Raw genomic sequence first — 24,194 nt, 5'->3', positions numbered from 1 at the left:
AATGCTAAGTAGAACTGCCTCGGATTTATATTGGATGTCGCGGTACCTGGAGCGGGCGGAAAACCTCGCGCGGATGCTGGACGTCAGTTACTCGTTGTCGTTGATGCCTCAGGACGGACGCGGGGATGGTCTCAACGAAATCGCCATGCCTCTGCTGATCACCGGAACCCTGGACGATTATCTGGAGCGCCATGGCGAGTTGCATGCCGAGCGCTTACTGCATTTCTTCGCCCTGGACGCCAGCAACCCGGCCAGCATCTTCAGCTGTCTGGGCGCGGCGCGGGCCAGCGCCCACGCAGTGCGTGGGCGCATTACCGCGGACATGTGGGAAAACATCAACGCCACGTACCTGGAAATTCGCGGCATCGCTGAACAGGGCCTGAGCCGTTATGGCATGAGCCGGTTCTGTGAGTGGGTCAAGGAGCGCTCGCACCTGTTTCGCGGTGCGACCTACGGCACCATCATGCGCAACGATGCGTTCCGTTTCATCCGTCTGGGGACGTTCATCGAGCGCGCCGACAACACGTTGCGCATGCTCGATGCCCGTTACGAAATGCTGGAGCTGCGCGGGCCTTCGGCCAACGCGGCGGCGGACAGCTCGGCTGCCGGTTACTACCAGTGGAGTGCCTTGCTGCGCGCGCTGTCGTCGTTCGAGGCGTACACCGAGGTTTACCGCGATGCACCGGGGGCGCGTCAGGTCGCCGAGTTGTTGCTGTTGCGCGCCGATATCCCACGTTCGCTGCGCGCCTGTCTCGAAGAACTGGACATGATTCTCGCCAGCCTGCCCGGCGCCAATGGTCGTCCTGCGCAACGTCTGGCGGCCGAGCTGGATGCGCGTTTGCGCTACACCGGCATCGATGAAATCCTCGGCGAAGGCCTGCACGAATGGTTGAACGAATTCATTCCGCTGTTGGCCCAACTGGGTAACGTCATTCACACTTCTTACCTGGAGGCTGCATGAGACTCTCAATTAGCCACGAGACCACTTATCACTACGACGATCAGGTCCGCGCCAGCATCCAGTATTTGCGTCTGACCCCTCACGACAGCGAGCGTCAGCAGGTGCTCAGCTGGCAACTGGCACTGCCGCGCCCGGTGCGCGCGCAGGTCGATCCGTTCGGCAATATCCTGCATGTGCTGACCATGGACGAACCCCATGAAGCCATCGTCATCGGTGCGCGGGGGCAGGTTGAAATCGACGAGAAACGCGAAGCGGAGCATGAAAGCCAGTCATCGCTGCCGTTCCTGCGCTTCACTCGCCTGACTGAAGCGGACGAGGCGATTCGTGCCTTCGCCGCCAAAGAGACGAAAAAACGCACCGACCGCAATGCCTTGATCGACCTGATGCAGGCGTTGAATCAGCACATCACGTACACGCCCGGCGCAACCGCGGTCGATACCAGCGCTGCCCAGGCGTTTGCCAACGGCGCCGGTGTCTGTCAGGACCACACCCATGCATTTCTGGCCTGCGCGCGCAGTCTTGGTGTGCCGGCGCGTTATGTGTCGGGCTACCTGTACAGCGACAGCAGCGAGCACCTGGCCAGCCACGCCTGGGCAGAAGCCTGGATTGATGACGCCTGGTACAGCTTCGATGTGACCAACCAACTGGCGATTCCGGAGCGTCACCTGAAGCTCGCGGTGGGCCTGGATTATCTGGACGCTTGTCCTGTGCGCGGAATGCGCCGTGGCGGTGGTTGCGAGCAGATGCACGCCAAGGTGGTGGTATCACCGACGGCGCCGGTGGCAATGCCCGTGGCTGCCGCGCCCAAACCGGTGGTGCAGATGCAGGTGCAACGCCAGTCCTGATCGCACGGTGATTGTGTAGCGGTCCGGCTCGCCGGCGGTGGCTTTCCCCAGATCGCCTCCGCCGGCAAGCCGGGTGCTACAGGTAAGTCTGGCAGGCGGATCATCCGATTACTGACTGACTTTGCGCCCCGCCATATGCTTCAGGTAACTCACCACTTGCCCCAACTCCTCATCCGATAAGACCTCTGGCGTGATCGCCGGCATCTTCGCCTGCGGCCACTGGCGCAGGTTTTGGGGGTTGCGGATGTACAGTTTCAGGTAATCCGCCGCGAAGTACTCGGTCGGATTATGGGGGGTGTTCAAGTCTGGGCCGAGCTGCGAATCCCCGGCGCCGTTCAGGCGATGGCAGGCGAAGCAGTTCTTCTGAAACAGCGCGAAACCCTTGTTCACCGAATCGTCCGCCGCCAGCTTCGGATCCGGCAGCATGGCCGGAAACCGTTCGGCAACCGAGGCCAGCAATCGAAACTTGCCGACTGCGTAGGGCCACTGTTCGGGGCTGATCCTGCTGGCGGCCGGGTGGGTCCAGACCAGATAGAACGGCCCGGCACTCGGTTTGTCCTTGCTCAGCCCCGGCCAGGGATGCTCAGGGTCTTCAATCGCCAGCCAGGCCTGAGAACCGGTGGTTTGCAGCAACGGTGCGGCAGGCATCTCTGCCGCGAAGCCGTCGGTGGCCACCGCCTGCAGATGAGCATCGCCCGAAACGCCTTCCAGCAAGACTGCCAGCGGCACCGCGCGATAGTGCATGGCGCGTTTGTAGGACACGTCGTCAGGAATATCGATGTCTTTGGCTTGAGGGTGTTTCAGCAGTTGCCCGGTGTTCCAGGTGCGGGAGCCGTTGGCGAGGTTGACAGTCAGCTGTGCAGCATGAACGGGGAGGGCGAGCAGCAAGCCCGCCAGCATCAGAAGAGATGAGCGCAAGATGGTTGTTACTCCGCAGGATCGTCGGTGACGTCGTACAGCGCGTTGTGCAGTTCGTCGTAGGAACCGCCGTTGATGATACTGGTGTAACCGGCTTTTATCAGCTTGTCCTGTGCTTTGCCCGCGCGGGCGTCGCTCGAGCTGAAAATCACCAGCACCAGATTGCGGTCGGTCATCACCTGCTTGAGCTGGTTGACCAGACGCCGATCATCGACCCGCACAGCGTTGAGCACTGTGCCGGACTCGTAATCGCTTTGACTGCGCACATCGATGGCGAGCTTGCCCTCCTTGATCGCGGCCACCGCCTCGGCCTGCTGAACCGGGCCGGCGTGTGCCGCTATGCTTGCACCCAGTGCGAAAACTGCCAGCCACTGACGCATCTGCTTATCTCCCTGCGATGATGCAGGAAGGTTGGCACAAATGCGGTCTGTCGCAAGCGCGTATGGAAAAGATCAGCCAACCAAACGAGTCAGGTTCGGCAAAATCAGCAAGAGTGTGGTGGCGAAAACAATCAATCCGGCTTGACGTACTTTCGAATGTTTGAACATGGCGCGTGCCTTTTTTTGTTATTCCTGAGCGACAAAAGCTCACTGCTTCGTTATGGAAAGAAGCGGCAGCTGGCAAAGGTGAAAGCGAAAGAGCAGGTGTCCCGACAATACGGATCGTGGACGGCGGCGCTTGAAGAATCTTTTTTATTGCGCCTCTGCTACTGACTTAACCTTAGAGCCCACGTGCGACGCGACTTAGATCGGTTTGATATGAGTAATTCCATCTGGTTAGGGAAAACGGTCATAAGGCCTTTGGCTAGCATTTAACACTCCCTTGCTAGACACGTTGAGGCGAAACGATTCACGTCCGATAGCTCACTACCGTTCGTCTGAGTCCGAAACTTCCTACAACCGGCTAACCTTCCTCACAGTCAAGCGAGCTGAGCACTTTGATCATTGCAACATGCGGTGTGACAGTTATGGTGTCAGCGGTAAAAAATATTCCAGCAGGGCAGCGAGGAACATGATGAGCGAAGCGTTTATTTTCGATGCGTTGCGCACCCCCCGAGGCAAGGGCAAGGCCGATGGAGCGCTGTACAGCGTCAAACCGGTGAATCTGGTGGCGGGCCTGTTGACGGCCCTGCAGTCGCGCAATCAACTGGACACCCGTCAGGTTGACGACATCGTGCTGGGCTGCGTGACACCGGTCGGCGACCAGGGCGCCGACATCGCCAAGACGGCTGCATTGGTGGCCGACTGGGCTGTCAACGTGGCGGGCGTGCAAATCAACCGCTTCTGCGCCTCGGGCCTGGAAGCCGTGAACCTGGGGGCAATGAAGGTCCGGTCCGGTTTTGAGGATCTGGTCGTGGTTGGCGGCGTGGAGTCCATGTCGCGGGTTCCCATGGGCAGCGATGGCGGCGCGTGGGTGCTGGACCCGCAAACCAACCTGCATACGCATTTCACCCCGCAGGGTATTGGTGCCGATCTGATCGCCACGCTTGAAGGATTCAGTCGTCACGACGTCGACAGTTTCGCCCTGCAGTCTCAACAGAAAGCTGCGCGAGCTCGCGAGAACGGTGCCTTCAAGCGCTCCCTGGTCCCTGTCACTGATCAGAACGGCATGTTGTTGCTGGGCCACGACGAATTCATCCGCGGCGACTCCACACTTGAAGGGCTGGGCAAGCTCAAGCCCAGTTTCGAAACCATTGGCCAGTTGGGCTACGACGCCACCGCGTTGCGCGTTTACAGCCATGTCGAACGCATCGAACACATACACACCCCCGGCAACAGTTCCGGCATCGTCGACGGCGCTGCGCTGATGTTGCTTGGTTCGGCGCAAAAGGGTCAGGCGCTGGGGTTGCGTCCCAGGGCGCGGATCGTCGCCACGGCAGTCACCAGTACCGATCCGACCATCATGCTCACCGGCCCTGCGCCCGCTACCCGCAAGGCGCTGGCGCGGGCAGGGCTCAAGGTCGAAGACATCGACCTGTTCGAGGTCAACGAAGCCTTTGCCTCGGTGGTGCTCAAGTTCATCAAGGACATGGGCGTCGATCCGGACAAGGTCAACGTCAATGGTGGCTCGATTGCCCTGGGGCATCCGCTGGGTGCTACCGGGTGCATGATTCTGGGCACATTGCTGGACGAGCTCGAAGCACGACAGCTGCGCTATGGCCTGGCGACCTTGTGCGTCGGCGGTGGCATGGGGATTGCGACGATCATCGAACGGGTGTGAGCGCCAGCGATGATTCGCTGCTTATTGTTCAACTTCTATATAAGAACAGCTTCAGGAAGAACGACCGCATGACTGACGCCATCCAGTATGAAATCGGCCCCGATCAGATCGTCACGCTGACTCTGGACATGCCCGGCCAGCAGGCCAACACCATGAACCAGACCTACCGTCAGGCCATGGGGGGAACGCTTGAGCGATTGCAGGCGGACAAGGATCAGATTGTCGGCGTGATCATCCGCTCGGCGAAGAAGACCTTCTTTGCCGGAGGCGACCTCAATGAACTGATTAAGGTCGACACATCCCGCGCCCAGTGGTTTTACCAGATGACCCTGGACCTCAAGGCGCAGCTTCGCGCGCTTGAGACCTTCGGCAAACCGGTGGTGGCGGCTATCAATGGCGCGGCGTTGGGCGGCGGCTGGGAGTTGTGCCTGGCGTGCCATCAGCGCATCGCCCTCGATGACAAACATGTGCGCCTCGGCTTGCCCGAAGTCACGCTGGGTTTGCTGCCCGGTGGAGGCGGCACGGTGCGGCTGGTGCGTATGCTGGGTCTGGAAAAGGCCCTGCCGTTGTTGATGGAAGGCAAGACCCTGAGCGCCCAACAGGCGCTAAAAGCCGGACTGGTCGATCAGCTCGCCAGCGACGCCGAGGAGCTGCTGGCAAAAGCGCGCCAATGGATTCTGGCAAACCCCTCGCCGAGCAAGGCCTGGGATGAGCCGGGGTTTCAAATTCCCGGTGGTACGCCTTCGCATCCGAAAGTCGCGCAAATGCTGGCGATCGCGCCCTCGATTCTGCGCAGCAAGACTCAAGGCTGTTACCCGGCACCGGAGAAAATCCTCGCTGCTGCGGTTGAAGGCGCGCAAGTCGATTTTCACACCGCCGAGAAAATCGAAGCGCGGTATTTCACCGAGCTGACCACCGGCCAGATCTCCAAGAATATGATCGGTACCTGGTTTCAGCTCAACGAACTCAATGCCGGCGAGTCGCGGCCCAAGGCGCCACCGGTCTATCACATGCGCAAGGTCGGGGTCCTGGGCGCCGGCATGATGGGGGGCGGCATTGCCTACGTCACGGCGTTGGCCGGAGTCGACGTGGTGCTCAAGGACGTCAATCTGGCCGCCGCGCAGAGGGGCAAGGACTACTCGGTGCGCCTGCTCGACAAACAGGTTGCCAATGGCCGGATGCGTTCCGAACAGCGGGATGTGGTATTGGGCCGCATCAAGACCACCGGCCGCGACAGCGATCTGGAAGGCTGCGATCTGATCATCGAAGCCGTGTTCGAGGATCGCGAACTCAAAGCGCAGGTCAGTGCCGCCGCCGAACAGGTGGTCGTGCCTTATGCGGTGATTGCTTCCAATACGTCGACTCTGCCGATTACCGGGCTGGCGCAAGCCGTCAGCCGCCAGGAGCGTTTTATCGGCATGCATTTCTTCAGCCCGGTGGACAAGATGCGTCTGGTGGAAATCATCAAGGGCGCGCGCACCAACGACATGACCCTGGCTCGCGCGTTCGACTTCGTGCAGCAGATCAACAAGACCCCGATCGTGGTCAACGACGCCCGCGGCTTCTTCACCTCACGGGTGTTCGCTACCTTCACCAACGAAGGCATCGCCATGCTCGGTGAGGGTGTTTCGGCGGTGATGATCGAAACCGAAGCGCGTAAGGCCGGAATGCCGGTCGGGCCTTTGGCGGTGTCGGATGAAGTGTCTTTGAGCCTGATGAGCCACATTCGTCAGCAGGCGCGCAAGGATCTGCAAGCGCAGGGCGAGACCGTTGTCGATCATCCGGCCACGGCGGTGATCGATCTGCTGCTCAACGAATACAAGCGCGCGGGCAAGGCCGCAGGTGGCGGCTTCTACGATTACCCAGAAGGTGCGCCTAAACGTTTGTGGCCTGAACTCAAAAGCCGGTTCGAGAAGCCCGGGGCGCAGATCGCCGGTCAGGAGATTCGGGACCGTTTGCTGTTCATTCAGGCAATCGAAACCGTGCGTTGCGTGGAGGAAGGGGTGTTGCGCTCGACCACCGACGCCAATATTGGCTCGATCTTCGGCATCGGCTTTCCGGCCTGGACCGGCGGCGCGCTGCAGTTCATCAACCAGTACGGGCTCAAGGATTTCATTGCCCGCGCGCAATACCTGGCCGAACACTACGGAGAGCGTTTCGAGCCGCCCGCATTGCTTTTGGAGAAGGCGCTCAACGACAGGCTTTTCTGAGCTCCTCAAGAGTAAATCCCGACCCTGTAGCAGTCCGGCTTGCCGGCGGTGGTGACCTCAATGACCTCCCGCCGGCAAGCCGTACTGCTACAGCGGTGGCGATCTTGTGACCTTACAGCGCCCGTTCAGTTACCCGCGGCATCATGGCTCAAACGGCCCTTGCCTTGCCTGAGGCTTCAAGGCAGGCTTGGGCATACGCATTTTCGCCTTGTCGCTTCAGGTATTTTTATGTCGTTACGCATCTGCATTCTGGAAACCGACGTTCTTCGCCCGGAACTGGTCGATCAATATCAGGGTTACGGGCGCATGTTCCAGAACCTGTTCTCCCGCCAGCCGATCCCTGCCGAATTCGTCGTCTACAACGTCATGCAGGGCGACTACCCACCGGATGACGAGCGCTTCGACGCCTATCTGGTCACCGGTTCCAAAGCTGACTCATTCGGCACCGACCCTTGGATTCAAACCCTCAAGACCTATCTGCTGGAGCGCTACACGCGTGGCGATAAGCTGTTGGGCGTGTGCTTTGGCCACCAACTGCTGGCGCTGTTGCTGGGCGGCAAGACCGAGCGCGCGACGCAAGGTTGGGGTGTCGGCATTCATCACTACACCTTGGCCCCGGCCCAGCCGTGGATGTCGCCTGCCATGGACAAACTGACCCTGCTGATCAGCCATCAGGATCAGGTCACCGCACTGCCGGAAGGCGCGACGGTGATTGCCTCGAGCGACTTCTGCCAGTTCGCCGCCTACCACATCAACGATCAGGTGCTGTGCTTCCAGGGTCATCCGGAATTCATCCACGATTACTCGCGCACCTTGCTGGATATTCGTCAGGAAGCGTTGGGTGAGCAGGTCTACAGCAAGGGCATCGCCAGCCTTGAGCACGATCATCACGGCGCCACGGTGGCGGAGTGGATGATGCGGTTTGTGGCGAACAAGCCTGAAGTGGCGTGAAAACCGAGCCGGGTGCTGCCCTGGTTCGAGAACTCCACGCAAACCCTGTAGCAGTCCGGCCGGACTGCTACAGGCGAGTGGGGTGCTTCACAACCAGCCCGAGCGCTTGAAGCTCGCAAACAGAATCCCGCATCCGCCAACAATCACGCCCAACACGGCAAAGTAGCCGTAATGCCAGCTCAGCTCCGGCATGTTCTGAAAGTTCATCCCGTAAATCCCGGCAATCGCCGTCGGAAACGCCAGAATCGCAGCCCACGCGGCGAATTTGCGTTGGGTCAGGCTTTGCCTCGATGACTCCAGTAGCAGCCCGATTTCAATCGTCTGGCTGGCGATGTCCCGCAGGTTCGCCAAATCTTCCATCTGCCGCTTCACATGGATTTCAACGTCGCGAAAGTAGGGGCGCATGTTCTTGTCGATGAAGGGGAAGCTGAGCTTCTGCAGTTCTTCGCCGATCTCCACCATGGGCGCCACGTAGCGACGCAGGCGCAGCAGGTCGCGGCGCAGGCTGTGAATGCGGTGGATGTCGGATTCGTTGAGTTCGGTGCTCAGTACGCTGTGTTCCAGCTCTTCAAGTTCGCAGTGGATCGCCTCGGTCACCGGCTGATAGTTCTCGGTGACGAAATCCAGCAACGCGTACAGCACGAAGTCTTCGCCGTGCTCCAGCAACAACGGCCGCGCCTCGCAACGTTGGCGCACCAGTCCATAGGACTTCGAGTCGCCATTGCGCGAGGTGATGATGTAACCCTTGCCGGCGAAAATGTGAGTCTCGATGAAGATCAACTTGCCGTTTTCGCGGATAGGCGCATAGGTGACGATGAACAACGCGTCGCCGAAGGTTTCGAGCTTCGGGCGGCTGTGCACTTCCAGGGCATCTTCGATGGCCAGTTCGTGGAGGCAAAACTGCTTTTGCAGTGTGGCCAGCTCCTGAGCGTTGGGCTGCTCAAGGCCGATCCAGACGAAATGCCCGGGCTTTGCGGCCCAGGCGGCCCCTTCGTCGAGGGTGATATCGGTGACTTTCTTCCCGGCGCTGTAAACCGCGGCAGCAACAACTCGGCCCATGTTGATTCGCTTCTTCTTTTAGGAGGGACTAATGCGCAGCTTAGCGCGCTGTCCCATTAAGAGTCGGCGAAATTCAACGAGTTCGAGGGTTTTGTGCAAGCTGTTCAGCGACGGTTTGGGCTGACGCCTTGGGGGCGCGCAACTGGGCGTCCATCTGCTCGATGCTGGCTTGCATCTGGCTGTGGCAGAGTTCGATCAACGTCGGGATGTCGTCGCTGGTCATGCCGGTGGTGGCGATTGCAGGCAGCGAGCGAATCATCACGCGGCCGCTGTTCCAGGCGTTCAGGCGCATGTCGCGCACATAGGTGCTGGCGCAGACCGGCACGATGGGCGCGCCTGCATCGATGGCCATCTGGAACGCGCCGCGCTTGAACGGCAGCAGGCCGTTGCCCAGGTTGCGCGTGCCTTCGGGGAAGACCCAGATCGAGGTGTCCTTGCGTTGCAGGGTTTCGGTGGTCTGTCGGATGGAAAGACGTGCGCGCAGCGGATTGCCGCGGTCGATCAACACATTGCCCGCGAGCCAGAACAACTGACCGAAGAACGGCACCCACTTCAGGCTCTTCTTGCCGATGCAGACGGTGCGCGGCGGCACAATGTTGCCGAGGATGAACAGGTCGTAGTTGGACTGATGGTTGCAGACGATGACGCAAGGGCGGGCTTTGTCGAACTGCACGCCCATCTCGGTCTTCAGGCGCAGACGCAGTATCCACATGGCTGGCAGGGCGTAGAGCCTGGCGCACAAGCGGCTGTTGTCGGGGTTGAACGGGCGGCAGAGACCGAGCAACAGACCCAGAACACCAGCGACGATGAAGTGCAGCCCCATCAGCAACATACGCAGGACAAACAGCATGCAGACCACTCAGTAGACAAAAGGTGGCGCAGTGTACGGATGTGCACTTAATTCGGCAAATACCGGACAGACCGGTGGTGTTGGGCGAAGATAACCGAATGTTTCAAGGAACAGCGATAGCGATGGGCGGGGGCGGGAGGTTTGAAGAGGCTGGTGGCATGAATGCTTGCTGTGGGAGCGAATTCATTCGCGAGAGGCCGCTACAGTCGATGGCAATTTATCGACCGTAAAACCCATCGCGAATGAATTCGCTCCCACGGGGTATTCATGGGCTGCCGGATTTCTGCTTGCCGAGAATGGACGGTGCCCCATCCAGCCGATCAGAACTGATGCTGACGATCCAGCTCGATGGCCTTGTCCAGTGTTTCCAGGAATGCCTTGCGAACTTTGAGCTTGGTCTGCTTGTGGGCCTTCATGTTGATTTTCTTCAGCTGCAGGGCCACGGTGCGGGCGGCGTCGGTCAGTTCTTCCGGTGCGACGACCTTGTCGAGGAAACCGGCTTGCAACGCGCCTTTTGGATCGAACATTTCGCCGTTGATCACCGAGCGTCCGAATGCACTTGTGTTCAGGCGATCACGCGCCAGTTCGATGCCTGCGTTGTGCATGGTCATGCCGATCTGCACTTCGTTCAGGCCGATGCTGAAAGGACCGTCGACGCCAATGCGGTAATCGGCCGACAGCAGCAGGAACGCGCCCTTGGCCACGGCATGGCCGGTGCAGGCAACGACGATAGGGAAGGGGTGCGACAGCATGCGGCGGGCCAGGGTCGAGCCGGCTGCCACCAGATCCATTGCCGCCTCTGGGCTCGACGTCATGATTTTCAGATCGTAACCACCGGAAAGGATCCCCGGCCCACTGGTGATGATCACCACGGCGCGGTCCTTTTCTGCCTGATCGAGCGCCGCGTTGAAGCCGGCGATCACCTCGTTGCTGATGGCGTTGACCTTGCCGTTGCTCAGGGTCAGCGTGGCGACGCCGTCGTCCAGCTGATACGCGACCAAATCACTCATGGGGACGAGTCCTTGTTGTTTTGAAGTGGCGCAGAAGTTACCCACACGAAGGGGCGAGGTAAAGCAGAAAGGGTGACCGACAAGTCAGGATTTCGGGCCGCGCGCAGGGCAGGAAAGGCAGCGGCCCGAAGGAGGGTGAACCGGGTGTTATACCGCGACAGCGTTCAGTGCGCAGTATTCATCCCAGTCCATATCCAGGGCCTCGGCGGCCTCCTTGTGAACAGCCAGCCGGAGCGCCTTCACTTCTTCCTCTGGCTTGTTGCTGAAGCTCAAGGCCAATTCCCAGGTTTCAATGCTCAAAGCCTCTGCTTCGTCCTCAAAAGCCCAGCGGATCTGGTCTTCCTGGTCTTTCTGGCTCAGGCCTGATATCTCTTCCTGCAAAGCCGGGTTGGTCAGGATGTAATTCGGCAGCGCAGCTTCGATCCATTCTTCTTTATTCATGTGAGGTAGATCTCCTGTGGTTCGAGCTGACATTTTCTATTGTAGGGATGCTGACGTGAGGGTCGATTGTGCGACATGTAACTGACTCATGCCAGCCGAGTGTAGTCCGTTGGTCGGTGCCGGAAATGTAAAGGGCCCACCTGCGGGTGAGCCCTTCGTTTTATCGCTGTCGGGAAATCAACCGATGGCCATCGGTTTCTTCACGTTGCGGTGAGCGTTGGCGCCAAGCAGCGGATGCGGGCCATGCTCGCCGTACACCCCGACCGGCTCCGGGAAGGTGCGCAGCAGAGTGATATACAGCAGCGCCGCAAGGCCCAGCGTTATCGGCAGGCTGATGTCGATGCCACCGGCCAGATTGCCCAGCGGGCCGACGAATTGCCCCGGCAGGTTGACGAAGCACAGCCCCACCGCAGCGCTCGGGATCCAGGCGCCCAGACCGCGCCAGTTCCAGCCGTGTTCGAACCAGTAATGACCGCCGCTCTGACCGCGGGTGAACACTTGCAGGTCGGCGGGGTGGTAGAAGCCGCGGCGGATGATCAGGCCCAGCACCATGATCACGATCCATGGCGAGGTGCAGGTGACGATCAGTACCGCGAAGGTCGACACGCTCTGCACCAGGTTGAAGGCGAAACGGCCAATGAAGATGAAGGCAATCGCTGCGATACCGATCAGAATTGTCGCCTGAGCGCGATTGAGCAGGCGCGGGAACATGCTCGACATGTCCAGACCCGTGCCATACAGCGAGGTGGTGCCGGTGGACATGCCACCGATGATCGCGATCAGGCACACCGGCAGGAAGAACCAGCTCGGCGAGACTGCCAGCAGACCGCCGACATAGTTGTTGTCGGTGATGTACTGCGGTGCCTGAGTGGCGACGATGGTCGCGGTGCACAGACCGAACAGGAACGGGATCAGCGTGCAGATCTGCGCCAGAAACACCGAAGCCATGATGCGTTTCTTCGACGTGTTGCGGGGTATGTAGCGAGACCAGTCGCCGAGGAACGCGCCGAACGAAACCGGGTTGCTCATCGCCAGCAGGGCCGCGCCGATGAAGGCCGCCCAGAAGCCTTCGCTGCCTTGATTCACGGTACCTGCGAAGCCTGCATCGAAGCTGCCGCTGAAGGCGAAGATGCCAAGCAAAAACAGCAGGCTGGACGCGAACACGGCGATCTTGTTGACCCACAGCATGAAGCGAAACCCGTAGATGCACACCACCAGCACCAGCACGGCGAACACACCGTAGGCGACGGCAAGGGTCAGGTCGTTTTCCGGCAGGCCAGCCATGCGCTTGGCGCCGCCGATCAACGCGTCACCCGAGCTCCACACCGACAGCGAGAAGAACGCCACTGCGGTCAGCAGCGACAGGAACGAGCCGACGATTCGGCCATGAACCCCGAAATGCGCCCCGGAGGACACCGCGTTGTTGGTGCCGTTGAGGGCGCCGAACAACCCCATCGGCGCCAGAATGATCGAGCCCAGCACAATGCCCAGGATGATCGACCAGACCCCGGCCTGGAACGACAGACCGAACAGCACCGGGAAGCTGCCGAGGACCGCCGTGGCGAAGGTGTTGGCACCGCCGAAGGTCAGACGGAACAGATCGATGGGCGACGCATCGCGTTGATCGTCCGGAATCTGTTCGACACCGAAGGTTTCGATACTGGTAGTGGGATGAGACATGACGTATTCCTGCGCGCTGTCGTGTTGTTATGAGGCCGGCATCGAGTGCTGGCCCGTATTGTCGACCGGAGCGAGTCCGGTCGTGGCATTGGCAGTGGTCACCAGAGCGACCTTAAGTACTGGCTAAAACTGTTGTTGTGTTTGAAACGCTGGGGCGGCGCACTCTAAAGATGCGCTCGCCCGTCGACCTATTCCGGCTGGGTCGACAGATGTTCGTGACAGGCGAGCCAACGGCCGCCGTCATGGCGGAAGACGATGGTTTCCCGCTCGTGGAACTGATTCTCCTCGCTACCGAAACGCACGCGCGTGGCAACGTCGTGCATGAAGATCGCCACATCACCCTGCAGGCTTATATGGGCGTTGCTCGACTGGCAATCGAGCACGGCAAAGCCATCCGCTTGCCAGCCTTTCCAGACTTCCTGGTAGGCGGCACGGGACAGGAGCGGAGCAGGGAGGGTGTAGAACAGGAAAGTGGCGTCCTCGCTGAAGGCCGCGAAGTAGGCTTCGGTGTCATTGCCGGCAAACGCGGCAATCAGTTCGTTGGCCGCTTGCTGTACATGTTCTTTGAGGTGAAGCGTGGAGGTCATGGCCGTCTCGTTGTTGTGATTCTGGCGATGGGGCATGACTGTATGCAGCTCTCGCATCTCGTAACATCGTTGCCGATAAAAACTTAGTTCAGATAATTCGGAAGTGAGCTGGATAGGTCGAGCGAAAGCCGCGATAGCGGTGGGTCAGATGGCTTATTTGCTAACTGATCTACCGCTATCGTCCGAATCGCGGCCCGTACCGTCGTGGCCTCCGGCGTCTCCCACAAGAATCGGGTTTAATTCGCGCCTGAACTGAAGAGCTTGCCTCTCACCGGCTGGCGAACTTTCCCTCCGGATGGATCGAAGCAGGCGCTGTTGTAAACCGGCGCTACGCACACTGAAGGCACGCCGGGGGGAGGCGGGCGGATGGCTTGCATGCGGTCGGAGATTTCTTTTTCGTTGGTGATGATGAGCCTGTTGCGTCGGCTGATCTGCAGGATTTCCACTGCGTTCTTGTTCACCCGATCGGGGTAGTCGGCTTCTTCCCAATCGCTGGAAAGCCGCTGGCCCGGCCGTTGCGGCATGGCCTCACCGACGTAGTCCGGGCACGGCGTTGCGGCAAAGCTGATCTTGCCTTCACGCGTGACGCACTTGAAAACTTCCCCATTGGCAACGCCGCTGCCAAGCAGCGTGATGGCTGCCAGCGCGATAAAACGACCTTTCATTGACGCCCTCCCTGTGTGGCGCAAGGCTACCACTGCAGGAGGGCGATGTCAGCGAAGCCTCAATGGGTTTCGTGATTGGCCTTTTGCACCTTGGCCAGCGCCAGTGCGACGAACATATCGGCGTCGCCCTGCAGCACACGAAGATGATCCTCGACGTGGTCGCCGCTCTGCTCCTGGGCCTTGGAATCGATCAGTCGCGTGACCTCGCACAGCGCGTTGGCCGTGACCCACAGGCTCTGGCGCAGCTGGCCGATGATCCTCACCACGCTCTCGGCGCTGTCGTGCTCATCGTCGTCATATCCGGCCTGCCCTTGGGGCAGCGTGGGCAGCATGGGCACTTCCAGCCTGTTTCTGGAGTCGATACCGGTGACCACACGACTGATGTCGACGCCAGCGGCTGCGATACGGAACAGATAGTCGGCTCGGGGCAGACGTTGTCCGCTTTCATAATGGCCTTGAGCATTCGCTTCCACGCCCCCGATGGCTCCGAGTGCGCTCTGCGTGAGCTTCAAGCGTTTCCTTTCTTGCCTCAAACGTTTGCCAATACCGTTCATCAACCTACTCCTGCGGAATCCGCGCCCCGTTTATCGTTTGAGTGGGACGCGCAATGGGGGCCGGAATACGGGCTGGGGGATCCAGGGTAGAACTAGCCTCGTACTAAGTTGTTACTCCCAAAGTTAGGGGGCGACGGATAGACAGTAGCTGGTCATTCGATTGGGTGAAGAGGTTTCCGATGTTCTGCGTTAAGTAAATGAACGGGAAGTGGAAACGCCGTAGGAAATCTGTCGCGTTGGATGGGTAAGTCATCCGAACGAATGGGATGGGGGGTCGATAGGCATAGATGGATATAAACGAAAAACCCCTGAGTTCTCGAGGAATCTCAGGGGTTTCGTTTACATCGAATTTGGCGGTGAAGGAGAGATTCGAACTCTCGATACAGTTTCCTGTATACACACTTTCCAGGCGTGCTCCTTAAGCCACTCGGACACTTCACCGTATCTCTTCAGACGTTCAGTCTGTCGAGGCGCGCTAATGTAGTCGAAAGTTCTTTCGAAGGCAAAACTTTTTTTCAGAATTTTCATGCGCTTAAGCAAAAAGCAGGAAGCCCCGGCTTCTGGTGGAAGTCCGGGGCCTGGTGTTGCGGGTGCCAGGCTCGGACTCAGGCGCCGAAGCCGCCGTCGATGGTCAGGCTGGCGCCGGTGACGTAACCCGCTTCAGGGCCTGCGAGGTAGGCCACCATGGCGGCGATTTCCTCGGCCTTGCCGTAGCGAGGGACTGCCATCAGACCCATCAGCGATTTGGCGAAGTCACTGTCCGCCGGGTTCATGTCGGTGTCGACCGGGCCGGGCTGCACGTTATTGACGGTGATGCCGCGAGGGCCCAGGTCACGCGCCAGACCTTTGGTCAGGCCTACCAGTGCCGATTTGCTCATGGCGTACACGCCGCCACCGCCGAAGGGCATGCGGTCAGCGTTGGTGCTGCCGATGTTGATGATGCGGCCGCCTTCCTTCATATGACGGGCTGCTTCCTGGCTGGCGATGAACACGCTGCGTACGTTGATGGCCAGGGTCCGGTCGAAATCTTCCAACTTGAACTCTTCCAGGGGCGCAATGGCCAGCACGCCAGCGTTGTTCACCAGGATGTCGACGCCACCGAAGGCTTCGACGGTCTTGGCGACTGCGTCGCGAATCGCTTGCTCACTCGCGCTATCGGCCTTGATGGCCAAGGCTTTGCCGCCAGATGCGGTGATTTCGTCCTGCAGGGCGCGGGCCTTGTCTTCGGAGCTGACGAAGGTGAAGGCAACCGCTGCGCCTTGCTCAGCCAGACGTTTGACGATGGCGGCGCCGATGCCGCGGGAGCCGCCTTGAACCAGTGCCGTTTTGCCGATCAGGTTGGTTGGGTGAGTCATGTCGATCTCCTGTAACCAGTGAGTAAAGAGTGGATGGGCGTCAGTATCTGTTGTGGATTAGGTTCGCGGTAGCCGGTAATCGCTATAGTCTGTGTAAACCAAAAGTTGTGAATGAGTGCATGGAAAACTTCAGCAGCATTGAGTGTTTCGTTCGCAGCGCCGAGGTCGGAAGCTTCGCCGAGGCGGCGCGGCGTCTGAGCCTGACCCCTGCGGCAGTCGGCAAAAGCGTGGCCAAGCTCGAGACGAGGTTGGGCGTGCGGCTGTTCCAGCGTAGTACGCGGCGGCTGACATTGACGGAAGCCGGGCAACGATTTCTCGATGAGGTCCGAGCCAGTTTCAATACCATCCAGAACGCGGTGGCCAACCTTGCCAGCGCCGAGGGCAGTCCCGCAGGCACGTTGAAAGTCAGCGTCGGCACGGTGTTCGGCTGTTTATACGTGGTGCCGCTGCTGGGCGAATTCTTGCGACGCTATCCGGCGATTACCCCGAACTGGCATTTCGATAACCGTCAGGTGGATCTGATCGGGCAGGGCTTCGATGCCGCCATTGGCGGCGGATTCGAGCTGCCCCAGGGTGTCGTTGCGCGCAAACTGGCGCCCGCGCACCGGGTTCTTGTGGCGTCCTGCGCATGGCTCAAGGCGCATCCAGCGGTTCAGCACCCCGATGACCTGAGCGAGTGCGACGGTATTCTGATCCGCTCACCGCAGACCGGGCGCATACGCTCCTGGCCGCTGACCCATCGCAGCCAGGAGCAAACCCCGCTGCGCCTGAACGTGCGCATGACCATGAGCGATTCGGAGGCGGCGTGTCGGGCGGCGGAGCAGGGGTTGGGCGTCGCGTTGGTGAGCATGCCGTTCGCGCTGCCTTATCTACGCAGTGGGGCGTTGCAGCGCGTGTTACCTGACTGGTACGTCGAGGATGGCAATATTTCCATCTATTACAGCGAGCACAAAATGCTGCCCGGGAAGACCCGGGCTTTCGTCGATTTCATCATCGAACAGTTCGCCGAACAGCAGTTGGCGCGGCATTTCAGCGCTATTTGATCAGAGAGAAACCATGGATATTTCCCGCAAAGCCGCGTTGGTCATCATCGACATGCAGCAAGGTATCAACCATCCGAAGCTTGGCCGGCGCAACAACCCGCAGGCAGAGCGGCAAATGCTCGCGCTGCTGGAAGCCTGGCGCCGCACCGAGCGCACGGTGATTCACGTTCGGCATTTTTCCCGAGAACCCGATTCGGTGTTCTGGCCCAAACAATCAGGTGTCGAATTTCAACCCGAGTTCCTGCCATGGGACGGCGAAGGCGAGTTGCACAAGCAGGTGCCGGACGCGTTCTGCCATTCGGCGCTGGAAGGCTGGTTGCGTGCGGACGGGATCAACCAGGTGGTGATTGTCGGTGTGGTGACCAACAATTCGGTGGAATCCACGGCGCGAACGGGCGGCAATCTGGGGTTTGAGGTGATCGTGCCTCATGACGCCTGTTACACCTTCGACGGTGCGGACTTTTTTGGGCACCCGCGCAGTGCCGAGGAGATACACGCAATGTCGCTGGCGAACCTGCACGAGGAGTATGCGCAGGTGGTGGGGACCGAGGAGATTTTGCGCGCTCTGAGGTAGTGAGCCGTTCATGTGGGAGGGAGCTTGCTCGCGAAGGCTTGGGCACATCCGCTGGAGATGCTGCGGATGCATGGCCTCTTCGCGAGCAAGCTCCCTCCCACGGTTGCGCGTTCTGGCAGAAATTGATGATCGTTCCCACGCTCCAGCGTGGGTACCCCTTGCTGGACGCTCTGCGTCCACCGCGACGCGGAGCGTCGAACACTGCGTTACCCCGCGGGGCGTGGGAACGATCATGGTCGGTTACAACCTGAACCGCGCCATTTGCGCCGCGAGGTGTTCGGCCTTTTGCGACAGCTTCTGGCAATCCTCGCGGCAGGCTTTCACATCGGTAGCCGTGGATTGCGCCAGATCGGCGATGCCCTGCACGTTACGGTTGATCTCTTCGGTGACGGTACTCTGTTCTTCGGTTGCCGCAGCCACTTGATGGTTGCGGTCGGTCAGTTCTTCAACGTGGCCGGCAATGGCGTCCAGCGAGTTCCCGGTTCTGCGACTGGCTTCCACGCCGGTTCCGGTCGCGGCCTGCCCGGCGCGCATGGAGGTCACGGCCTGATCGGCGCCGCTTTTCAGCTCACCCATCATCTGCTGGATTTCCGACGTGGCGCTTTGCGTGCGACCGGCGAGGGTGCGAACCTCATCGGCGACCACCGCGAAGCCTCGTCCCATCTCGCCCGCGCGCGCGGCTTCGATGGCGGCGTTCAGCGCCAGCAGGTTGGTTTGCTCGGAGATGCTGCGAATCACGCTGAGCACCTGGTCGATGGTGGAAATCTGCGTGGCGAGGTTTTCTACGGCGCCGGCCGCTGTGCCCACGCCGTCGGACATGCTCTGGATATGACCGATGGATTCGCCGACGACTCTTTTGGCGGACACCGCTTCCTGATGAGTATTACGCGACACATCGGCTGCGGCGCCAGCGTTGCGGGCGATTTCCTGCACGGTCAGGCCCATTTCATGAACGGCCGTGGCGACCATGTCAGTCATCTGCTGTTGCTTGAGCGCACGAGAAGAGGTGCTGTCGACTACACGCGCCACGTCCACCACGCTGTGACGCAGCTGTTCGCTGGTCTGCAAGACGTCGCCGATCAGCAGGCGCAGGCTTTCGATGAAACGGTTGAAACCTCTGGCCAGGTCGCCCAGCTCGTTGGCGCGGCTGTCGTCCAGGCGTCGAGTCAGATCACCCTGACCACCCCCGATGTCCACCAGCGCAGTGGTCACCTGTTGAATGGGTCGCACGATGCCACGGGCGATCCAGGCGACAAACCCCAGGAAGCACAACACCACCGCGAGGCTGATCGCCGAAATGGTGGTCAGCGCATCCTTGGCCGGGCCGTAGACCTCGGCCAGCGGGACTTCACTGACCAGCGTCCAGCCAAGAGAATCGACCGGTTTGGCGACCGCCACAAAAGCCAGACCATTGCGTTCGAACTCCAGTGCCTGACCGTCGCCCTTCTGGCTCAGCAAGCTGCGGGCCGCGCTGTCGCCGACCAGTTGAGTCAGGGATTCGTGATCATTGAAGTCAGCGTTCGGATGGACCTTGATCTTGCCGTCGGGGCTGACCAGATACACCTGGCCCTCCTTGCCGAAGTGGAAGTCGCGGACCATCTGCGACAGCGCACTCATGCTGAAACCCAGCCCGGCCACGCCGACCACGGCGCCGTTGTGTTCAATGCGCTGGTTAATGAACAGCGTCGGCACCTTGGTCGTGGCGTCGATATCGATGTCCAGTGAACGCTGCTTGTTGCTGTCGAGGAAACCGTAGAACCAGTTGTTTTCCGCCGGGCCTCGTTGCAGCGTGCGGTCCGCGCCCTTGCTGGTGATGTAGTGGCCGCTGTCCTTGGCGACGATGAAGGTCGTCAGCGCGTTGTGTTGCTCCTTGATTTTCGCCAGGTAGCGAATAAACGGCGGCTGCTGGGCTGGATCCTCGCCATTGCCCAGCCATTCGGCAACCAAGGTGTTGTCGGCAATGTCGCTGGCCGCTGTCAGAGGGGCGGCGAGCAGGCGTTCAAGGTCATTGCGGATCGCTTCGACGCTGGCGGGCATGGCTTGCTGCAACAGATAACGGTCGGTCAGTTTGTTCAGCGCGAAAGCGTAGATCGCGATCACGATCAGGCTGCTGATGACCAGCGCTGCACCCATGCTCAGGGTCAGTTGCCACTGAATACTTTTTCGCCAGACAGGCATAGAAAACTCCGCAGATACGAGCGCACGACCACGATGGAACAGTGCGGGTAACTCGCCCGGAGCAATAACCGGGCCACTGAGTTGACCAAGTGGTCAGCTAATTGCGCGGCATCCCGATGAAAAGCTCTGCAACAGAGGGCTCTAGACCTTCCGGCGGATTATTTCCAAGACGCTTCAAATTAAAGTTGTGTACAAAAAATGAGTATTTTTGTATCGATTTCAAGTGGCTTGCGCACAAATGTGGCAATCGGCGGGAAACAGCGCCCCGATTTTGTCATTCGGCTGACGCCTGACTCGAACGCGGGCCTGGTCTCACAACTGTCAACAGGCGCCCATAAAACCTTCACTTGCGGTTGATATAAGCCTCTGCAGCGGCCGAAAAGCGTTGGCCATCGAGCAGGCTATCCGGGCAGAGCTTATTTATGGAAGTGAACGTTCTGCCTCACCGCAGAAAGATACTGGTCACCGGTGTCGCGGGGTTCATCGGGTTTCACACGGCCAGGCGCTTGTGCAGAGACGGCCATCAGGTCATCGGCATCGACAACGTCAATGGCTATTACAGCGTCGAGTTGAAACAGGCCCGGCTGTCACAGCTGACGGGCATTCGCAATTTCCAGTTTCAGCGGATGGACCTGGCCGACAAGCCAGCGCTGCTGGAGCTGTTTGCCGAACATCGGTTCGATCAGGTCATCCACCTCGCGGCTCAGGCGGGCGTGCGTTACTCCATCGACAGCCCGGACACTTACGCGCAAAGCAATCTGGTGGGATTCCTCAATGTGCTGGAAGCTTGCCGGGCCCATGTCCCGGCGCATCTGATCTACGCCTCCAGCAGTTCGGTTTACGGGCTGAACGACCAATTGCCGTATGCGACCAGCGACTCGGTTGAGCGGCCCATGTCGTTCTACGCCGCCACCAAGCGCGCAAACGAGTTGATGGCCCACTCCTACTCGCATCTGTACGGCATCCCGACCACCGGCCTGCGCTTTTTCACGGTGTACGGCCCCTGGGGGCGGCCAGACATGGCGCTGTTCAAGTTTACCGAGGCCATTCTCAACCGGCGCAGTATCGACATTTACAACGATGGCGCGATGTCCCGGGATTTCACCTACATCGACGACATCGTCGAAAGCATCGCACGCCTGATTCCGTTACCCCCCGAAGCCCAAACCGGTGCGCGCAACAAGGTCTACAACATCGGTTTCGGTTCGCCCGTGAAGCTGCTGGATTTCGTCGAATGCATCGAGGACACCCTGAACATTCGCGCCATCAAAAACTTCATGCCCATGCAGCCAGGCGACGTCCTCAACACCTGGGCGGACACCCGCGAGCTGGAACAGCGCATCGGCTTTCGTCCGCAGATCACCCTGGCCACTGGCGTGCCGTCGTTCATCGACTGGTACTGCAGTTATTACCGCGTCTAACCCCCTCACTTTCCAGACTTGTGACAGGAACTTCATGTCCGAAAACCCTTATGTGTCGGTGCTCATTCCGGCGAAAAACGAAGCAGGCAACCTCATTCCTCTGTTGGAGGAGGTGCGCCTGGCGCTGGTCAATGAAAGCTTTGAAGTGATCGTTGTCGACGACGGCAGCACCGACGCCACTGCCGCTGAATTGCGTGCATTGAAGGCGAGTGGCTACCGCCAGTTGCGAGTGCTCAGCCATGCGCGTTGCCTGGGGCAGAGCACCTCGATTCACCATGCCGCCGAAGTGGCGCGCGGACATTGGCTGGCGACTCTGGATGGCGACGGTCAGAACGATCCGGCCGACCTGCCGAAAATGCTGGAACGGGTGCGCGGTTCGGAAGGCAAGCCCGAGGGCATCAAGCTGGTGGCCGGGCATCGGGTCAATCGTCAGGACACTGCGAGCAAGCGTTGGGCGTCTCGATTCGCCAACAAACTGCGCGGCAGTCTGCTGCAAGATCAGACCCCTGACACCGGTTGCGGCATCAAATTGATCGAGCGCGAGGCGTTCCTGCGTCTGCCGTATTTCGATCACATGCACCGCTTCATTCCTGCGCTGATCCGCCGTCATAACGGCCGAATGCTGGTTCAACCGGTGAACCATCGCGAGCGCGGGGCAGGGGTTTCCAACTACGGCAACCTGGACCGGGCACTGGTCGGCATCCTCGACCTGTTCGGTGTCTGGTGGTTGATCAGGCGCACTCGTCTGGACGTCAACGCACAAGAGACCGAGGTCTGACATGGGCAGAGAATCGATGTGGCTCGCGGTCGGTTTTATCGGACAGTTAGCATTCACCGGACGCTTCGTTCTGCAATGGCTGTACAGCGAATACAAGAAGCGCAGCGTCATCCCGGTCGGGTTCTGGTACCTGAGCATCATCGGCAGCGCGCTTTTGCTGGCGTACGCGATTTACCGACAAGATCCGGTATTCATCGTCGGCCAGTCGTTCGGTTTCATCGTCTACCTGCGCAACCTGCAACTGATCGCCAACTACCGCGAACAGCCGATTGCCGAAGCGGACAAGAAGGGCTGACCCGTGCGGATACGATTGTCCTCTGCGCGGCGGGAGCTGTGGGCGTGTGTGCTGCTGTCGGTGCTGCTGTTGGGAGCCGGTCTCGGTTGGCGGCAACCGCTGAATGTCGATGAAGAACGCTTTCTCGGCGTTGCTCTGGAAATGCTGCAGAACGGTTCCTGGTTCATCCCTCATCGAGCGGGCGAGATCTACGCCGACAAACCGCCGCTGTTCATGTGGACGGTGGCGCTGTTCGTGCAATTGACCCATCTGCCCAAGGTTGCCCTGTATTTGCCTGGGCTGTTGGCAGGAGCGGTGACCACCGCGTGCTTGTATGACCTGGGGCGACGCTTATGGGACCGGCGTATCGGGTTCATTGCGGTGCTGCTGTTTCTCGCGACCTATCAGACCTACAGCATTCTGCAAACGGGGCAGATCGATAGCTTTCTGGCGCTGTGGATGATGCTGGGCATCTACGGCCTGTGTCGGCATCTGTTGCTGGGCCCTGCGTGGGCCTGGTTTTATGTGGCCTGTGCGGCCATGGGGTTTGGGGTCATCAGCAAGGGCGTCGGCTTTCTGCCGATTCTGATGTTGATCCCTTACGCCTACGCAGTGCGTAAAGGCTGGCGTGGCGTGGTGCCGATGCCCGGCAAGGCAAAGGCGTGGTGGCTGGGGCTGCTGGTGGCGTTGGCGGCGATTGCTGTGTGGCTGGTCCCGCTTATCGTGATTGTGCTCCAGGGCAGTGCCGACAGCCTGGCGTACGCACAGGAAATCCTGCTCAAGCAAACGGCGGGGCGATACGCCAACGCCTGGGATCATCGCGAGCCGTTCTGGTATTTCTTCGTTCAGGTGATCCCCAAATACTGGATTCCCATCGTGTTCATGCTGCCGTGGCTGGTGCCCGCGTGGCGCAGGCAGTTGCTCAAGCACGACGGCCGAGTGCTGGTGCTGCTTGGCTGGGTGGTGTTGGTGCTGGTGTTTTTCAGCCTGAGTACCGGCAAGCGCAAGATCTATGTCTTTCCCGCCGTGCCCGCGCTGGTGCTGGTTGCCGCGCCGCTGATTCCCTGGCTGCTGCGCCGCTGGTTCAGCCAGAAGCAGTGGGGCAAAAAGATGTTCGTCGCGTTGACCGCTATCTGGATGTGCGCCTGGCTGGCACGGGGGTTCATCGAACCGGTCAAGGAGGGAATCAACCCTCACGAAACCATGATGCGCGATGTGGCGAAGCTGACGGGCAATGCCGAGCTGGTGCTGGTGGGATGGCGTGAAGGGCACTGGCTGTTCGCGCAGCAACCGGTGGTGCATTTCGGCTTCATGGACCAGAGCCCGCTGGAGCACTCGGTTGTCTGGCTGCGCAGTCATCCCCAAGGGTACGCGCTGGTGCCAGCAGCCGGTATGGAACGCTGTTACGACCCGGCAAAGGCCCGCAGTGTGGGCGATACGTCACGGGCCGAGTGGCTGCTGGTGAGGGCGGACGCGGACAATGGGCGTTGCCAGGCTCCTGAACCGCGGAAGGTCTATTCCTTTGCCTGGGAGAGCGGGGCGTGAACGAGTGACATCACGCAGACCCCACCGATGACGCAAACCCTTGTGTTTTGCATTGATCTCACAAGGGCGTTCGCG

The 24,194-nt window shown here is 60.0% G+C and carries 23 protein-coding genes and 1 tRNA gene; 11 read left to right on the top strand and 13 right to left on the bottom strand.

Annotated elements, in window-relative coordinates:
- Nucleotide 1 precedes the first annotated feature (1 nt).
- Together BWR59_RS19260 and BWR59_RS19255 are read left to right on the top strand one after the other, a co-directional pair.
- A complete protein-coding gene (locus BWR59_RS19260) occupies nt 2-961 on the top strand; it encodes an alpha-E domain-containing protein (protein ID WP_081567242.1) in 960 nt (319 codons plus the stop codon).
- Entirely contained in the window at nt 958-1,806 is an 849-nt protein-coding gene (locus BWR59_RS19255; RefSeq protein ID WP_081567241.1) for a transglutaminase family protein, read from the top strand. The genes BWR59_RS19260 and BWR59_RS19255 overlap by 4 nt, the downstream gene beginning before the upstream one ends.
- A 108-nt stretch (nt 1,807-1,914) precedes the next feature.
- Here BWR59_RS19255 and BWR59_RS19250 read toward each other — a convergent pair whose 3' ends face one another.
- Both BWR59_RS19250 and BWR59_RS19245 read right to left on the bottom strand, forming a co-directional pair.
- Nucleotides 1,915-2,706 (bottom strand): cytochrome c, encoded by a 792-nt coding sequence (locus BWR59_RS19250; protein WP_143490889.1) that lies wholly within the window; start codon nt 2,704-2,706, stop codon nt 1,915-1,917.
- 26 nt (nt 2,707-2,732) lie between these two features.
- Nucleotides 2,733-3,104, bottom strand: a complete 372-nt coding sequence (locus BWR59_RS19245; protein ID WP_081567239.1) for a rhodanese-like domain-containing protein — start codon at nt 3,102-3,104, stop codon at nt 2,733-2,735.
- Nucleotides 3,105-3,738: 634 nt separating this feature from the next.
- On the opposite strand from BWR59_RS19245, the gene BWR59_RS19240 reads away from it, so the two are divergent.
- From BWR59_RS19240 to BWR59_RS19230, 3 genes are all read left to right on the top strand, one after another.
- The gene (locus BWR59_RS19240) at nt 3,739-4,944 is read left to right on the top strand and encodes an acetyl-CoA C-acetyltransferase (RefSeq protein WP_081567238.1); all 1,206 of its coding nucleotides are present in this window, start codon (nt 3,739-3,741) and stop codon (nt 4,942-4,944) included.
- Nucleotides 4,945-5,012: 68 nt separating this feature from the next.
- Nucleotides 5,013-7,154, top strand: coding sequence for a 3-hydroxyacyl-CoA dehydrogenase NAD-binding domain-containing protein (locus BWR59_RS19235; protein ID WP_081567237.1), 2,142 nt, complete (start codon nt 5,013-5,015; stop codon nt 7,152-7,154).
- 228 nt (nt 7,155-7,382) lie between these two features.
- On the top strand, nt 7,383-8,105 hold the full coding sequence (locus BWR59_RS19230) for an amidotransferase (RefSeq protein ID WP_081567236.1): 723 nt from the start codon (nt 7,383-7,385) through the stop codon (nt 8,103-8,105).
- Between the two features lie 87 nt (nt 8,106-8,192).
- On the opposite strand, the gene BWR59_RS19225 is transcribed toward BWR59_RS19230, so the two are convergent.
- From BWR59_RS19225 to BWR59_RS19180, 10 genes are all read right to left on the bottom strand, one after another.
- Nucleotides 8,193-9,164, bottom strand: coding sequence for a magnesium and cobalt transport protein CorA (locus BWR59_RS19225; protein ID WP_081567235.1), 972 nt, complete (start codon nt 9,162-9,164; stop codon nt 8,193-8,195).
- Nucleotides 9,165-9,237: 73 nt separating this feature from the next.
- A complete protein-coding gene (locus BWR59_RS19220) occupies nt 9,238-10,014 on the bottom strand; it encodes a 1-acylglycerol-3-phosphate O-acyltransferase (protein ID WP_081567234.1) in 777 nt (258 codons plus the stop codon).
- A 320-nt stretch (nt 10,015-10,334) separates the two neighbouring features.
- Entirely contained in the window at nt 10,335-11,024 is a 690-nt protein-coding gene (locus BWR59_RS19215) for a crotonase/enoyl-CoA hydratase family protein (RefSeq protein WP_081567233.1), read from the bottom strand.
- 147 nt (nt 11,025-11,171) lie between these two features.
- Nucleotides 11,172-11,465 (bottom strand): DUF6388 family protein, encoded by a 294-nt coding sequence (locus BWR59_RS19210; protein ID WP_081567232.1) that lies wholly within the window; start codon nt 11,463-11,465, stop codon nt 11,172-11,174.
- Between the two features lie 177 nt (nt 11,466-11,642).
- A complete protein-coding gene (locus tag BWR59_RS19205) occupies nt 11,643-13,145 on the bottom strand; it encodes a cytosine permease (protein ID WP_081567231.1) in 1,503 nt (500 codons plus the stop codon).
- Between the two features lie 188 nt (nt 13,146-13,333).
- Entirely contained in the window at nt 13,334-13,732 is a 399-nt protein-coding gene (locus BWR59_RS19200) for a nuclear transport factor 2 family protein (RefSeq protein WP_081567424.1), read from the bottom strand.
- A 236-nt stretch (nt 13,733-13,968) separates the two neighbouring features.
- Complete coding sequence (locus BWR59_RS19195) at nt 13,969-14,397, bottom strand: hypothetical protein (protein WP_081567230.1); 429 nt, start codon at nt 14,395-14,397, stop codon at nt 13,969-13,971.
- Nucleotides 14,398-14,456: 59 nt separating this feature from the next.
- Nucleotides 14,457-14,951 carry a helix-turn-helix transcriptional regulator gene (locus BWR59_RS19190; RefSeq protein ID WP_081567229.1) on the bottom strand — a complete coding sequence of 165 codons (495 nt, stop codon included), beginning with the start codon at nt 14,949-14,951 and terminating at the stop codon, nt 14,457-14,459.
- Nucleotides 14,952-15,302: 351 nt separating this feature from the next.
- Nucleotides 15,303-15,392: transfer RNA gene (locus BWR59_RS19185), tRNA-Ser, on the bottom strand.
- A 164-nt stretch (nt 15,393-15,556) separates the two neighbouring features.
- Entirely contained in the window at nt 15,557-16,306 is a 750-nt protein-coding gene (locus BWR59_RS19180; RefSeq protein WP_081567228.1) for a 3-oxoacyl-ACP reductase family protein, read from the bottom strand.
- A gap of 119 nt (nt 16,307-16,425) precedes the next feature.
- On the opposite strand from BWR59_RS19180, the gene BWR59_RS19175 reads away from it, so the two are divergent.
- The gene (locus BWR59_RS19175) at nt 16,426-17,349 is read left to right on the top strand and encodes a LysR family transcriptional regulator (RefSeq protein WP_081567227.1); all 924 of its coding nucleotides are present in this window, start codon (nt 16,426-16,428) and stop codon (nt 17,347-17,349) included.
- 13 nt (nt 17,350-17,362) lie between these two features.
- On the top strand, nt 17,363-17,923 hold the full coding sequence (locus BWR59_RS19170; RefSeq protein ID WP_081567226.1) for a cysteine hydrolase family protein: 561 nt from the start codon (nt 17,363-17,365) through the stop codon (nt 17,921-17,923).
- Nucleotides 17,924-18,163: 240 nt separating this feature from the next.
- Here BWR59_RS19170 and BWR59_RS19165 read toward each other — a convergent pair whose 3' ends face one another.
- Nucleotides 18,164-20,101, bottom strand: a complete 1,938-nt coding sequence (locus tag BWR59_RS19165; protein ID WP_081567225.1) for a methyl-accepting chemotaxis protein — start codon at nt 20,099-20,101, stop codon at nt 18,164-18,166.
- Nucleotides 20,102-20,523: 422 nt separating this feature from the next.
- On the opposite strand from BWR59_RS19165, the gene BWR59_RS19160 reads away from it, so the two are divergent.
- From BWR59_RS19160 to BWR59_RS19145, 4 genes are read left to right on the top strand one after another with little or no spacing between them, the layout of a single operon-like run.
- Complete coding sequence (locus tag BWR59_RS19160; RefSeq protein ID WP_081567224.1) at nt 20,524-21,522, top strand: NAD-dependent epimerase/dehydratase family protein; 999 nt, start codon at nt 20,524-20,526, stop codon at nt 21,520-21,522.
- Nucleotides 21,523-21,556: 34 nt separating this feature from the next.
- Entirely contained in the window at nt 21,557-22,300 is a 744-nt protein-coding gene (locus BWR59_RS19155; protein ID WP_081567223.1) for a glycosyltransferase, read from the top strand.
- 1 nt (nt 22,301) lies between these two features.
- Complete coding sequence (locus tag BWR59_RS19150) at nt 22,302-22,595, top strand: lipid-A-disaccharide synthase N-terminal domain-containing protein (protein ID WP_081567222.1); 294 nt, start codon at nt 22,302-22,304, stop codon at nt 22,593-22,595.
- Nucleotides 22,596-22,598: 3 nt separating this feature from the next.
- On the top strand, nt 22,599-24,119 hold the full coding sequence (locus BWR59_RS19145; protein ID WP_081567221.1) for a glycosyltransferase family 39 protein: 1,521 nt from the start codon (nt 22,599-22,601) through the stop codon (nt 24,117-24,119).
- Nucleotides 24,120-24,194 lie beyond the last annotated feature (75 nt).

The organism is Pseudomonas sp. Bc-h (genome assembly GCF_002080045.1).
Taxonomy (GTDB): domain Bacteria; phylum Pseudomonadota; class Gammaproteobacteria; order Pseudomonadales; family Pseudomonadaceae; genus Aquipseudomonas.
The sequence above is the reverse complement of the archived record's forward strand: the minus strand, read 5'-3'. Positions and strand labels throughout refer to the sequence as shown.